The sequence below is a fragment of the Pantoea sp. nfd-35 genome, from assembly GCF_056892255.1.
Map to the genome: position 1 here is coordinate 3,528,213 of NZ_CP122403.1, position 13,580 is coordinate 3,541,792.

At 54.6% G+C, this 13,580-nt stretch carries 12 protein-coding genes; 3 read left to right on the forward strand and 9 right to left on the reverse strand.

Going from position 1 to position 13,580, the window contains the following annotated elements; translation table 11 throughout:
* The first annotated feature begins 33 nt into the window (after window positions 1-33).
* Entirely contained in the window at window positions 34-1,752 is a 1,719-nt protein-coding gene (gene proS, locus P9J57_RS16505; RefSeq protein ID WP_013024709.1) for a proline--tRNA ligase, read from the forward strand.
* A gap of 116 nt (window positions 1,753-1,868) precedes the next feature.
* Here proS and arfB read toward each other — a convergent pair whose 3' ends face one another.
* Window positions 1,869-2,279, reverse strand: a complete 411-nt coding sequence (gene arfB, locus P9J57_RS16510) for an alternative ribosome rescue aminoacyl-tRNA hydrolase ArfB (RefSeq protein ID WP_013024708.1) — start codon at window positions 2,277-2,279, stop codon at window positions 1,869-1,871.
* 217 nt (window positions 2,280-2,496) lie between these two features.
* Between arfB and P9J57_RS16515 the strand changes: the two genes are divergently transcribed.
* Window positions 2,497-2,697, forward strand: coding sequence for a YaeP family protein (locus P9J57_RS16515; protein ID WP_014606545.1), 201 nt, complete (start codon window positions 2,497-2,499; stop codon window positions 2,695-2,697).
* Window positions 2,684-2,944: a Rho-binding antiterminator gene (gene rof, locus P9J57_RS16520; RefSeq protein WP_013024706.1), complete on the forward strand. Its 261-nt coding sequence runs from the start codon at window positions 2,684-2,686 to the stop codon at window positions 2,942-2,944. The genes P9J57_RS16515 and rof overlap by 14 nt, the downstream gene beginning before the upstream one ends.
* 37 nt (window positions 2,945-2,981) lie before the next feature.
* Here the strand turns inward: rof and P9J57_RS16525 are convergent, their stop codons facing one another.
* The 8 genes from P9J57_RS16525 to lpxB form a co-directional block, all read right to left on the reverse strand.
* A complete protein-coding gene (locus P9J57_RS16525; RefSeq protein ID WP_041930708.1) occupies window positions 2,982-3,290 on the reverse strand; it encodes a c-type cytochrome in 309 nt (102 codons plus the stop codon).
* Window positions 3,290-4,597 (reverse strand): tRNA lysidine(34) synthetase TilS, encoded by a 1,308-nt coding sequence (gene tilS / locus P9J57_RS16530; RefSeq protein ID WP_072138577.1) that lies wholly within the window; start codon window positions 4,595-4,597, stop codon window positions 3,290-3,292. The genes P9J57_RS16525 and tilS overlap by 1 nt, the downstream gene beginning before the upstream one ends.
* Before the next feature lie 47 nt (window positions 4,598-4,644).
* The gene (locus P9J57_RS16535; RefSeq protein ID WP_013024703.1) at window positions 4,645-5,034 is read right to left on the reverse strand and encodes a VOC family protein; all 390 of its coding nucleotides are present in this window, start codon (window positions 5,032-5,034) and stop codon (window positions 4,645-4,647) included.
* Between the two features lie 29 nt (window positions 5,035-5,063).
* Window positions 5,064-7,211: a lysine decarboxylase LdcC gene (locus P9J57_RS16540; protein ID WP_089517580.1), complete on the reverse strand. Its 2,148-nt coding sequence runs from the start codon at window positions 7,209-7,211 to the stop codon at window positions 5,064-5,066.
* A gap of 121 nt (window positions 7,212-7,332) precedes the next feature.
* Window positions 7,333-8,289 (reverse strand): acetyl-CoA carboxylase carboxyl transferase subunit alpha, encoded by a 957-nt coding sequence (accA, locus tag P9J57_RS16545; RefSeq protein ID WP_013024701.1) that lies wholly within the window; start codon window positions 8,287-8,289, stop codon window positions 7,333-7,335.
* 12 nt (window positions 8,290-8,301) lie between these two features.
* Window positions 8,302-11,784 carry a DNA polymerase III subunit alpha gene (gene dnaE, locus P9J57_RS16550; protein WP_014592968.1) on the reverse strand — a complete coding sequence of 1,161 codons (3,483 nt, stop codon included), beginning with the start codon at window positions 11,782-11,784 and terminating at the stop codon, window positions 8,302-8,304.
* Window positions 11,785-11,812: 28 nt separating this feature from the next.
* Window positions 11,813-12,439: a ribonuclease HII gene (gene rnhB / locus P9J57_RS16555; RefSeq protein ID WP_014606548.1), complete on the reverse strand. Its 627-nt coding sequence runs from the start codon at window positions 12,437-12,439 to the stop codon at window positions 11,813-11,815.
* A complete protein-coding gene (lpxB, locus tag P9J57_RS16560; protein ID WP_013024698.1) occupies window positions 12,432-13,580 on the reverse strand; it encodes a lipid-A-disaccharide synthase in 1,149 nt (382 codons plus the stop codon). The genes rnhB and lpxB overlap by 8 nt, the downstream gene beginning before the upstream one ends.

Below are 13,580 nucleotides of genomic sequence, written 5' to 3' on the forward strand. Positions count from 1 at the left end.
CTGTGAATTTCCGATCAACTGGAATCGTAATCAATGCGTACTACTCAATATCTGCTCTCTACTCAGAAAGAGACACCTTCTGACGCGGAAGTGATCAGCCACCAGCTGATGCTGCGTGCCGGGATGATCCGTAAACTGGCTTCAGGCTTATATACCTGGCTGCCAACCGGACTGCGCGTATTAAAAAAGGTCGAAAACATCGTCCGTGAAGAAATGAACAATGCCGGTGCCATTGAGATTTCAATGCCTGTGGTGCAACCCGCCGATCTGTGGCAGGAGAGCGGTCGCTGGGAACAGTACGGTCCAGAGCTATTGCGTGTTGCCGATCGCCATGAGCGCCCGTTTGTGCTCGGTCCGACGCACGAAGAAGTGATCACCGATCTGATTCGTAATGAGCTGAGCTCCTACAAACAGCTGCCGCTGAATCTGTATCAAATCCAGACTAAATTCCGTGATGAAGTGCGCCCGCGCTTTGGCGTAATGCGTTCGCGTGAATTCATTATGAAGGATGCTTACTCCTTCCATACTTCTCAGGAATCGCTGCAGGAAACCTATGACGCGATGTATCGCGCCTACAGCCAGATTTTCAATCGTATGGGGCTGGATTTCCGTGCAGTGCAGGCTGATACCGGCTCAATTGGTGGTAGCGCATCTCACGAATTCCAGGTGCTGGCGCAGAGCGGTGAGGATGACGTGATTTTCTCAACGGCGTCTGACTTCGCCGCCAACATTGAATTTGCTGAAGCCGTCGCGCCCGCGGGCGATCGTCCTGCGCCTGCAGAAGAGATGCGTGAGGTGGATACGCCGAATACCAAAACCATCGCAGAACTGGTGAGCCAGTTCCAGCAGCCGATTGAGAAAACCGTGAAAACCCTGATGGTGAAGGGCGCAGAAGAAAGCGGTCACGCGTTGGTGGCGTTGCTGGTTCGCGGCGATCACGAACTGAACGAAATCAAGGCAGAGAAATCGCCTCTGGTTGCTTCTCCGCTGACCTTTGCCACCGAAGAAGAGATCCGCGCAGCGGTTGGTGCGGGTCCTGGTTCGCTCGGCCCAGTGGGGCTGAATATGCCAGTTATCGCAGACCGTACCGTGGCGAAGATGAGCGATTTTAGTGCCGGTGCCAACATTGAGGGTAAACACTATTTCGGCATCAACTGGGAACGCGATCTGCCAATGGCGCAGGTAGCCGATCTGCGTAACGTCGTGGAAGGTGACCTGAGCCCGGATGGCAAAGGTACGTTGCAGATTAAACGTGGTATCGAAGTCGGCCACATTTTCCAGCTGGGCACCAAATACTCTGAAGCGATGAAAGCCTCCGTACAGGGCGAAGACGGTCGTAACCAGATCATGACCATGGGCTGCTACGGCATCGGCATCACCCGCGTGGTTGCGGCGGCCATCGAGCAGAACCATGACGACCGCGGCATCATCTGGCCTGCTGCGCTGGCGCCGTTCGAAGTGGCGATTCTGCCGATGAACATGCAGAAATCGTTCCGCGTGAAAGAGTTAGCGGAAGAGCTTTACAACACGCTGCGCGCCAAAGGCGTAGAGGTGATTCTGGACGATCGTAAAGAGCGTCCGGGCGTGATGTTTGCGGATATGGAGCTGATTGGCGTACCGCACACCATCGTGATTGGCGATCGCAATCTTGATAATCAGGAGATTGAGTATAAAGCCCGTCGTGCCGGTGAGAAGCAGATGATCAAGCAGGATGAAATTGTCGAATTTCTGCTTAACGCGCTTAACAAGTAACCGCACTATAACGCCCCTTAAGGGGCGTTTTTTTTGCTGAATAACGCGCGGCTATCAGGCTTGTTCCCGCATTCTGTTCCTGTCTGACTTGTCATAACGCCCCATGTACATGCCCCTTATTGCACCTTACCGCGCAGCGCTTTGGTATTGCTGCGCCGTGACTTGCCTTCCAGCCTGCGCTCTTTCGAGGCGCGCGTAGGTCGTGTTGAGCGCCGGACTTTCTCTACCGTAGTAAGTTCGCGGATCAGGTTGACCAGCCGCTGCAGTGCCGCCTCCCTGTTCATCTCCTGACTTCGGTACTCCTGCGCCTTGATGATCACGGTTCCGTCACCGGTAATTAAGTGGTGGCTGGCATTTAGCAGTCGCTCTTTATAGAACGGTGGCAAGGACGAGGCGGCAATGTCGAAACGTAGATGAATGGCGGTGCTGGTTTTATTCACATGCTGACCGCCAGAACCCTGCGCCCGAATAGCCGTCAGTTCAATTTCACTGTCCGGCAGCTCAACGTTGCGTGACAGCATAATCATCTGTCACCTGCCTGCGTGCAGTACGCGTTTTTTTGTATCGGGCTATCCATTCACTGAACCTTTCGTGCTTTATCCTGAGTCGTCTTAGACGGCGTAGCCAGCTACTTTAGCAGTGATTTGCGCGCGGTTCCTGTTTTTGCCTGGCTGATTTTCTGGAAATGCCTGTGATATAGTCGCTAATCAACCAGAGTGTTTCTGCTCTGCTGAGGAGGTGCCTGTGCAAAAATATTGTGAGTTAGTTCGCCAAAAATATGCCGAAATCGGCAGCGGAGATCTGGGATATGTACCCGATGCCATTGGCTGCGCCTTAAAAGCGCTGGATGATATTGCCGCGAATGTTGCGCTAAACGCTTCTCTCAGGGAACAGGCGGCCTATGCCGCCGCAAACTTATTGGTGAGCGACTATGTTGATGAATGAAGCTTATAAACCCATCAATTGCGATGACTACGATAATCTGGAACTCGCCTGCCAAAAAAACTGGATGCTGTCGCTGGAGTTAAAAGACGGTGAACAGCTTAAGGCCAAAGCCAAAGATATTCTTTCACGTAAAAACGTTGAATATCTGGCGATTGACCTTTCCGGTGAAACGCGCGAGTTACGCCTCGATCACATTGCCAGCTTCAGCCATCCTGAACTCGGCACCGTTGTTGTCAGCGAAGAGTAATTCACTTCCCGTCGGGCGGGATGCACTCCCGCCCACCTCATTCAGGTTTCAACGAACTGTAATAGGCGGCTAAATTCGCCATATCCTCATCATTTAAGCCTGCCACAAATGCCTTCATGACTTCAGCCTGTCCCCCGCTTCGTTCCCCTTTCTTATAGGCCTGTAATGCCTGGTTAAGATAGGCCGCATTTTGGCCAGCCAGATTGGGATAGAGAGGCGTGGTTGCTTTACCCTGTGCCCCGTGGCAGGCCATACAGGCGGCCGCGCGTTGCTCACCCGCTTTCACATCGCCTGCGGCGTGGACCGGTAAAACAGTTATCAGCAGCAAGGCTGCTATGCGTTGCATTATTCCGGCTCTCCCGTCGTTTTCTGCCAGTTGACTTGCCAGCCAGCGGCATCCTCGCTGGCACCTTCGCGGGTAACAAACAGCCCGGGCGCGCAAATCAACGTCTGATTAAAATAAATTAATGGAATGCGCGCGCGTTGCCAGGGCGGGATATTCAGCCTCTGCCAGATTTTTTTTATGTCTCGTCCGCCTGGGCGATTCACGATATGCACATAGCCTGTTGCGTGAAACCGCACGAATACCTGCTCCTGCGGTTGTGGGCAGCGAAGCGTACTCGTGCTTTTTTCGGCCGTCAGTACGCCCAGGTTTTGTGGCAAATGCAGAGGTTGTTCGACGTCATTCCAGGCGATTTCACAGTCAGCTAAAGAGGCGCTGAGCGGCAAGTGGTAAAGCTGCTGCCGGTAGCGACGGATCTCGTGGTTGCCCAGCTTCAGGCGCGGCTGCGCATCTTCACGGCACAACATGATCTCCTGACGGATTCGGCGTAATGCTTCGCGCGACGGCATTTTCTCGCCCTGAGCGGCCAGCCAGCGGCGCAGCAGGGCGTTGCCTTTTACCTCACTCATGGTCAGCAAAGGTGTGAAGCACAGGCTACCGTCGGGTTGAATAAGCTCGCTAAGCGGCTCAGCCAGTAACTCATCCAGCAGTTGCTCCTGCTCGCCACACAAGGCGGCACTGCGCGCCGACGCCTCGGCAAAATGCGGCCAGCGGCGCAGAACCGTCGGCAACAGCTGCTGACGCAGAAAGTTTCGGTCATAGCGCTGATCCTGATTGCTTTCATCTTCAACCCAGACCAGTTGATGCGCCTCGGCATACTGCTCCAGGCTCAGGCGGGAATGGTTTAACAAGGGTCTGAGTAAGGCATGTCCGGCAAACGTCGTCGCCGCCGGCATGGCCGCCAGGCCTGCCGGTCCACTGCCGCGCTTCAGCGCCAGGAGCAGCGTTTCACACTGATCGTCCAGATGTTGCGCGGTTAGCAGCTTTTCATCCGCGCACAGCGCCTGCCCAAGAGCCTGATAGCGTACCTGCCGCGCTGCCGCTTCAATGCCTTGTCCCTGATCCGTTACCTGCACACGCAGGACTTCACAAGGAATCTGCCACCGTTCGCACAGGCACAGGCAGTGCGCTGCCCAGCTATCGGCATTCGGGCTGAGGCCATGATGCACATGCAGCGCACGCAGCCGTGACCGCGGGCGCGCTTGCTGCCAGGCCCGCAGTTGATGAAGTAGAACGGTAGAATCCAGACCACCGCTGAACGCCACGACCAGCGCGTCATTTTCCTTTAACAGTGCGTCAAAATCAGACATGTTCTCAATCCATACCGCGGCCAGTGGAGTCGCCCAAAGCCGCCATTTTACGCCTGATAGAGTTCCAGCGGCAAACCATCCGGATCGGCAAAGAACGTGCAGGGCTTTCCGGTGAGCTCATCGATGCGGATCGCTTCACATATCACGCCCTGCGTTGCCAGATAGCGCATCGCCGCTTCAACGTCCGGCACGCTGAAGGCCAGATGACGCAGGCCACAGGCTTCCGGTTGACTGACGCGTGCGGGCGGTTTGGGAAACGAAAACAGCTCAATCGTATACTGACCGTTCAGTGCCAGATCCCCTTTCCACGAATCACGCGCTTCACGATAGTGTTCGCTTTGCAGTTCAAACCCCAGAATGTCGCAGTAAAACGCTTTGCTGCGCGAATAGTCTGATGCAATGATCGCGATATGATGGATGTGCGTTAGCTGTAGCATCGTTGCTTCCTGTTAAACATGACGTCCTGTTAGCCGGCCTGTTTCAGCACACGTACCCGATATTCCCCCTCTTCGGTGAGGATCGCGCCGTGAATATCCGTCTCAAAGCCAGGATAGTGGCGTCCAATGCTACACAGCATTAACAGGAAGTCGAGTACGGCGCGGCTTTGTTCTGTGATCATTTCACCTGGCATCACCAGAGGAACGCCCGGAGGATAAGGCAGGATCATGTTGGCAGAGATGCGGCCCACCAGCTCATTGATGTTCACGGTTTCAATATTGCCCTTCACCTGTTGCTGAAAAGCCTGGTGCGGCGTCATTTTCATCTCGGGCAACACGTCAAACGCCTTCAACATGAGCCGCGGTAAATCATGTTGCTGGATAAGACAGTGGATCCCCTGCGCCAGCGTCTGAATACGCATGTTGCGATAAAAATCAGGATCCTCCGCATAGAGATCCGGCAACATATTTTTGACCCGGAGATTGAGATCGTAGGCGCGCTTAAATTCCGTTAACCCTCGCAGCACGCTCATCGCTTTGGTTTTATCAATGCCGATACTAAACAGGAATAACAGATTGTAAGGGCCGGTTTTTTCAACCACGATGCCGCGCTCATCCAGGAACTTCGCCACCAGCGCCGCCGGAATGCCCTCTTCCGCCATCACGCCCAGCTCGCTCATGCCGGGTGTCAGGATCGTTACCTTGATCGGATCAAGATACATGTGGTCGCGATCGGCCTGGGTGAATCCGTGCCAGTCCTCTTCCCCCGGCTGTATCGGCCAGCACTGGGCTTCATCAACGTGTTCAGGCTGCCAGATATCAAAAAACCAGCTGTCGCACTCTTCTCGCAACCGCTGTATTTCACGACGGAAATGCAGGGCGCGTTCCACTGACCGGTTAATGAGCCTTTTGCCCGGATTTCCCCGCAGCATCGCCGCCGCTGTCTCAATGGATGAGACGATGGCATAGTTCGGTGAGGTGGTAGTGTGCATCATGTAGGCTTCATTAAACGTCTGCTCGTCATAGTCGCCTTTAATATGAATCAGCGAAGCCTGGGAAAAAGCCGCCAGCAGTTTATGGGTGGACTGCGTTTCATAGAAGACTTTACCCGGCACCCGCTCACCGCTCATGCCGCTTTTCCCCTCATAGATGGGATGAAAGTTGGTATAGGGAACCCAGGCAGAATCAAAGTGGATCGACGGCACCTCAAGGGTTTGCTTGATGTACTGAGTGTTGTAGAGCAAACCGTCGTAGGTCGAATTGGTGATCACCGCATGTACCGGCCAACTGGCGCGCGGCGTGACCGCCACTTTTTGCTCGATGCTGGCACGGGTGAACTCTTTTTGCGGAATACCGCCCAAAATACCCAATGCGTTGCGTGTTGGCTTGAGCCAGATGGGGATCAAATCGCTCATCATCAACAGATGCGTGAGCGACTTATGGCAGTTGCGGTCCACCAGAATCGTGCTGCCTGCCGGGGCAGCATACATTCCGACGATTTTATTCGAGGTCGAGGTGCCGTTGGTCACCATGTAGCTCTGTTCCGCACCAAAAGTGCGGGCGATATACTCTTCGGCTTCCAGATGCGGCCCTGTGTGGTCCAGCAGCGATCCCAGTTCCGTTACCGAAATCGAGATATCCGACTTCAGCGTATTGGCACCAAAAAAGTCATAGAACAAGCAGCCGACCGGGCTTTTCTGGAAGGCCGTACCGGCCATATGGCCAGGGGTACAGAAGGTGTATTTCCCCTCTTTCACATAGGTAAACAACGCTTTGGTCAACGGCGGCGTGATGTTGTCGAGGTAGTCATCTGTGTACTGTCGGATGTGAAGAGCAATATCGTCGGCGGCATTCAGCGCATATTCAAAGAAATGCAGCGGCATACGCATTTCATTAATACTGATATCCATCTGGGAATGGGTATTGATAAAGGCATACAGCGGCAGGTATTCATTAAGCTGATTGATTTCACCACACAGCTCCGGGCTGTTGTGTTCATCCCAGTCAAAAATGACGCCGCTGATACGGGGATTGTGTTCAATGAGTTTTAGCAGATCGTCATTGTTTTTCGGCCGGATGAGTTGAAAACCTTGCTGACTCAGCGCGACTTCCAGTTCGCGCAAGGGTTCATCTTTGTAAAACACGCCATGCGCGCCCATGATCGCCAGAATATTCAATGCACATCTCCCTGATTGTTGAGGCATTAAGTAAGCATAGCGAATGATGCCACTCAACTGCAGTCAGATTAATGGCATAAAAAAAGCGGACCGAAGTCCGCTTTATCGTCATGAAGCACAATCAGGCGTAGCCGTAGCTCATCAGACGTTGATAACGGCGATCGAGCAGTTCTTCGGTGCTGAGCCCTTCCAGATCGGCCAGATCGGCCAGCAGTTGCTGTTTCAGCGACTGCGCCATTTCGACAGGATGACGATGCGCCCCGCCCAGTGGCTCAGGGATAACCGAGTCAATCAGCTTCAGCTCTTTCAGACGCGGCGCGGTAATACCCATCGCTTCGGCTGCCAGAGGCGCTTTATCGGCGCTTTTCCACAGAATAGAGGCACAGCCTTCCGGAGAGATAACAGAGTAAGTGCTGTACTGCAGCATGTTAACTTTATCACCCACACCAATGGCCAGCGCACCACCGGAACCGCCTTCACCGATGACCGTACAGATCACAGGCACCTTCAGACCGGACATTTCCCGCAGATTACGGGCAATAGCCTCAGACTGACCACGCTCTTCCGCACCAACGCCAGGATAAGCGCCAGGCGTGTCGATAAAGGTCAGGATTGGCATCTTGAAACGCTCAGCCATTTCCATCAGGCGCAGCGCTTTGCGATAGCCTTCTGGTGCTGGCATGCCAAAATTACGGCGAATCTTCTCTTTGGTTTCACGTCCTTTCTGGTGACCAATGATCATGACCGGGCGACCATCAAGGCGCGCAATCCCACCCACAATGGCTTTGTCATCCGCATAAGCACGGTCACCCGCCAGCTCATCGAAATCGTCAAAGGCATTGCGCACGTAATCAAAGGTATAAGGACGTAGCGGATGGCGTGCCAGTTGTGCAATTTGCCATGCGCCCAAATCGGCGAAGATTTTACGGGTCAGCTCAACGCTTTTCTCGCGCAGTCGCTTCACTTCTTCGTCGAGATTGACGTGTTTATCGTCCTGACGACCAATCGAGGTTAGCGAATCAATCTTCGCTTCCAGTTCTGCAATTGGCTGTTCAAAATCCAGGTAATTAAGACTCATAATGTTCCTGTTTTAGTCAAACTCCAGTTCCACCTGCTCCGATCCAATTAACGACCGCAAATCGTTGAGTAAACGATCGCTGGGCGAAATTCGCCACGCTGCACCAAAGCGTAGCTTCGCTCGCGCGTCGGCTCTCTGATAGTAGAGATGCACTGGAATTGTCCCTGAACGATGAGGTTCCAGGGACTGACGGAGTCGGTTTAATAGCTGGTCATCAATTTGCCTGTCCGTCAGCGAGATAGCAAGTCCACGGGCGTATTTTTCGCGCGCTTCGTCGATGTCCATGACTTCCCGGGCGGTCATTTTAAGCCCACCACTGAAGTCATCAAAGCTGACCTGTCCGCTGACGATCAGGATACGGTCTTTCTCCAGCAGTTGCTGGTATTTATCTAACGCATCGGTAAATAACATGACTTCGAGACGGCCGGAACGATCGTCAAGTGTACAAATACCAATTCGGTTGCCGCGTTTGGTCACCATTACACGCGCAGCAATCACCAGACCTGCCGCAACGGTAATCTTACCACGATCGGTAGGATGCATATCTTTCAAACGCATCCCGCCAACGTAACGCTCAATTTCTTTTAAATACTGATTAATAGGATGGCCGGTAAGATACAACCCAAGGGTTTCGCGTTCACCATCCAACTGCACCTGTTCCGGCCAGGGCGTCACGCTGGCATAGGACTGTTCTACCTGTTCAGGCTCGTCGGCCAGTACGCCAAACATGTCCGCCTGGCCGATCGCTTCGGCTTTCGCATGCTGATCCGCCGCCTTCAGCGCATCGTTAAGGGCGCTCATTAAGGCAGCGCGGTGTGGGCCGAGACGATCAAAGGCACCTGACATGATCAGTTTTTCCATGACCCGACGGTTGATCTTTTTGGTATCGGTGCGCGCGCAGAGATCGAACAGCTCCCGGAAATAACCGCCCTCGTTACGCGCATCGATGATCGCTTCGATCGGCCCTTCACCGACGCCTTTAATGGCGCCGATGCCGTAAACGATCTCGCCCTCATCATTGACGTGGAACTGATACAGGCCCGAGTTAATATCCGGCGGCAGGACCTTTAGCCCCATGCGCCAGCACTCATCCACCAGGCCAACCACTTTTTCCGTGTTATCCATATCCGCCGTCATGACCGCAGCCATAAATTCGGCCGGATAATGCGCTTTCAGCCACAGCGTTTGATAGGACACCAGCGCATAAGCCGCAGAGTGCGATTTGTTAAAACCGTATCCGGCAAATTTCTCTACCAGATCGAAGATTTTCATCGACAGTTCGCCGTCGATGCCCATGCTTTCAGCGCCGTCTTTAAAAACGGAGCGCTGCTTGGCCATCTCTTCGGGTTTCTTTTTACCCATGGCGCGACGCAGCATATCCGCCCCGCCGAGCGTATAGCCAGACAGGACCTGGGCGATCTGCATTACCTGTTCCTGATACAGGATAATGCCGTAGGTCGGCTCGAGAACCGGCTTCAGGCTTTCATGCTGCCACTGGATATCAGGATAGGAGATGGCTTCCCGACCGTGCTTACGGTCGATAAAGTTATCCACCATGCCCGACTGCAACGGGCCAGGGCGGAACAGCGCCACAAGGGCGATCATGTCTTCAAAGCAGTCAGGTTTCAGACGCTTGATCAGATCTTTCATGCCGCGCGATTCAAGCTGGAAAACCGCCGTGGTTTCCGCGCGCTGCAGCATATCAAAGCTTTTCTTGTCTTCAAGCGGAATGGTGGCGATATCGATCGGCGGCAACCCCTGCTTTTCACGGCGCGGGTTAATCATCTTCAGTGCCCAGTCGATAATGGTCAGCGTACGCAGCCCCAGGAAGTCAAACTTCACCAGGCCGGCATATTCCACATCATTTTTATCAAACTGCGTCACCGGATACTGGCCGTTTTCGTCACAGTACAGTGGCGCAAAATCGGTAATTTTGGTGGGCGCGATCACTACTCCACCCGCGTGCTTACCAGCGTTTCGCGTAACACCTTCCAGCTTGCGCGCCATATCGATTAGCGCTTTGACTTCCTCATCGGCCTCATAAATTTCCGGCAGTTGCGGTTCTGCAGCAAAGGCTTTTTCCAGCGTCATGCCCGGATCGGGCGGCACCAGCTTTGAAATACGATCGACAAAACCATAGGGATGGCCCAGAACGCGTCCCACGTCACGAATGACCGCCTTAGCCGCCATCGTACCGAAAGTAATAATCTGAGACACCGCTTCGCGGCCGTACATGTCGGCCACGTGTTCAATCACCTGGTCACGTTTCTCCATGCAGAAATCGACGTCGAAGTCGGGCATGGAAACACGTTCTGGGTTCAGGAAACGTTCGAACAGCAGGTCGAACTCGAGCGGATCAAGGTCAGTGATCTTGAGCGCATAGGCGACTAAGGATCCCGCACCAGAACCACGGCCCGGCCCAACCGGCACGCCGTTATCTTTCGACCACTGGATAAACTCCATCACGATCAGGAAGTAGCCAGGGAACCCCATCTGGTTAATAACGTTGAGTTCCACTTCCAGACGTTCATCGTATTCCGGCCGCTTTTCGGCCCGTACGGCTTCGTCCGGAAACAGCATCGCGAGGCGCTCTTCCAGCCCCTCGCGGGATTTCATCACCAAAAAGTCTTCGGTGGTCATATCCCCTGTCGGGAACTGGGGCAGAAAGTACTCACCCAGCCGGACCGTGACGTTACAACGCTTAGCAATCTCTACGCTGTTTTCCAGCGCTTCCGGGATGTCCGCGAACAGCTCGCACATCTCCTCTTCGCTGCGCATGTATTGCTGAGGACTGTAATGGCGAGGACGTTTCGGATCGTCGAGCGTGTAACCATCATGAATGGCAACGCGGATCTCGTGGGCGTCGAAATCTTCTTCATTGATGAAGCAGACTTCATTCGTGGCAACAACGGGGATCCCTTCTGCAATCGCCAGCTCAACCGCCGCATGCAGATAGCTCTCCTCATCAGGACGACCGGTACGGACCAGCTCCAGGAAGTAGCGATCGGCAAAATGCTGTTGATAGAAAGCCAGGCAGTCAGACACCAGCGCGCTGTTACCTCGTAGCAGGCTGCGGCCAACATCCCCTCGACGGCCCCCGGACAGCAGAATCAGTCCTTCCTGCAGTTCGGCCAGCCAGTCGCGATCGATAATCGGGCCAGCAATACCGTAACCCCGTTGGTAAGCACGGGAAATCAGCAGTGTCAGATTCTGATAGCCGGTATTATTTGCCGCCAGCACGGTAATCTGGGTCAGTTCATCGCCCATCAACTCGCTGGCAACGTTAAAATCTGCCCCGATAATCGGTTTAACCCCTGCCCCGTGCGCACCGCCGTAAAATTTCACCAGCCCGCAAAGGTTGGTGAAGTCGGTAATCGCGATGGCTGGCATACCCAGCGCAGCCGCTTTCTTGATCAACGGGCCGGTTTTCGCCAGGCCGTCGACCATGGAATAGTCGCTGTGTACGCGCAGATGTATAAAACGGGGTTCGGCCATATCAGTTTCCGGTTAAAACAGGTTCGGATTAGCGCAGCGTGGTCAGGCTGCTCGCCAGTACATCGGCATCAATCAGCGCATTACGCACCGGCGCAAAGCTGCGGCGGTGATGAGGGGTTGCACCGTACTGCGTCAATTTTTCCATGTGTAACGCCGTAGGATAACCTTTATGCTGCGCAAAACCATACTGCGGAAACAACAAATCCAGCTCTGCCATTTCACGATCGCGCGTGACCTTGGCGATGATGGAGGCGGCACTGATTTCGGCGACCAGGCTGTCGCCCTTCACCACCGCCAGAGAAGGCATCGGCAACGCCGGACAGCGATTGCCGTCAATCAGCACAAAGTCTGGCGTGATGGACAGGCCAGCGACCGCGCGCTGCATCGCCAGCATCGTGGCGTGCAGGATATTAAGATTGTCGATCTCGTCCGGTTCTGCGCGCCCCAGGCTCCAGGCGAGCGCTTTCTCTTTGATTTGATCAAACAGCGCGAGACGGCGTTTTTCTGACAGTTTTTTGGAGTCTGCCAGGCCGGGAACAGGATTCGCGGGATCGAGGATCACGGCGGCGGTCACAACGGCCCCGACTAATGGCCCGCGCCCGACTTCGTCCACCCCGGCAATACAACCGGCGGCAGGATAGATAAAATCAGCCATTGGCAAGCTCCAGCACCGCATCTGCGGCTTGTTCGTCAGCGTTCCAGCGGATCTGCTGGTGCAGTTCATAAAAGGTGTTCAGCAGCGTTTCACGTTCACGACTGGCATGCAGCAACGGATCCAGCGCCGCGGCCAGCGCCTCAGGCTGACATTCATCCTGCAACAGCTCTTTGACCAGTTCGCGCCCGGCCAGCAGATTCGGCAAAGAGACGTAATCCGTTTTGACCAGTCGTTTAGCCAGCCAGAAGGTAAACGGCTTCATGCGGTAGCCAACCACCATCGGGCATTTTGCCAGCATGCACTCCAGCGCCGCCGTTCCCGAAGCCAGTAGCGCAGCATCACTTGCCACCATGGCTTCCCTGCCCTGACCATCCAGCAGGTGCATCGGCAGCTCAGGCGCGACCTCCGCTTTAATTTTTTCAAACTGTTCGCGGCGCTTAGCGTTAACCAGGGGCACGACAATTTCCAGCGCCGGATAGTGCGTACGCAGACGCTGTGCGGTTTTAAGGAAATCCGCACTCAGCATTTCGACTTCGGCACCCCGGCTGCCGGGAAGCAGTGCCAGACAGAGCGCGTGCTCGTCTATGCCAAGATGGCGGCGAGCGGCGGCCTTATCGGGCTGTAACGGCATGGCATCCGCCATGGTATGACCAATAAAGCGACAGGGAACGTTGAAACGGTCGTAGAAGGCTTTTTCAAACGGCAGAAACGCCAATACCAGATCGGTATTGCGGCCGATTTTAAAGACGCGCTTTTGTCGCCAGGCCCAGACAGAGGGGCTGACGTAATGAATGGTGCGAATGCCTGCGCGTTTGAGATGGCCTTCCAGCGTGATGTTGAAATCCGGCGCATCAATACCGACAAAGACGTCAGGCTGAAGCGCGGTAAAGCGCTGCGTAAGATCGCGACGAATACTTAATAAACGCCGTAACCGCCCCAGCACCTCCACAATGCCCATCACCGCCAGCTCTTCCATCTCGTACCAGGCTTCGCAACCTTCGGCCTGCATTAGCGGACCCGCGACGCCAACAAAACGGGCATCAGGATGACGCGCTTTTAATGCCCGAATCAGGCCTGCGCCAAGGATATCGCCAGAGGTTTCTCCGGCGACCAGGGCAATCGTAAGGGGACGCGCTGACAT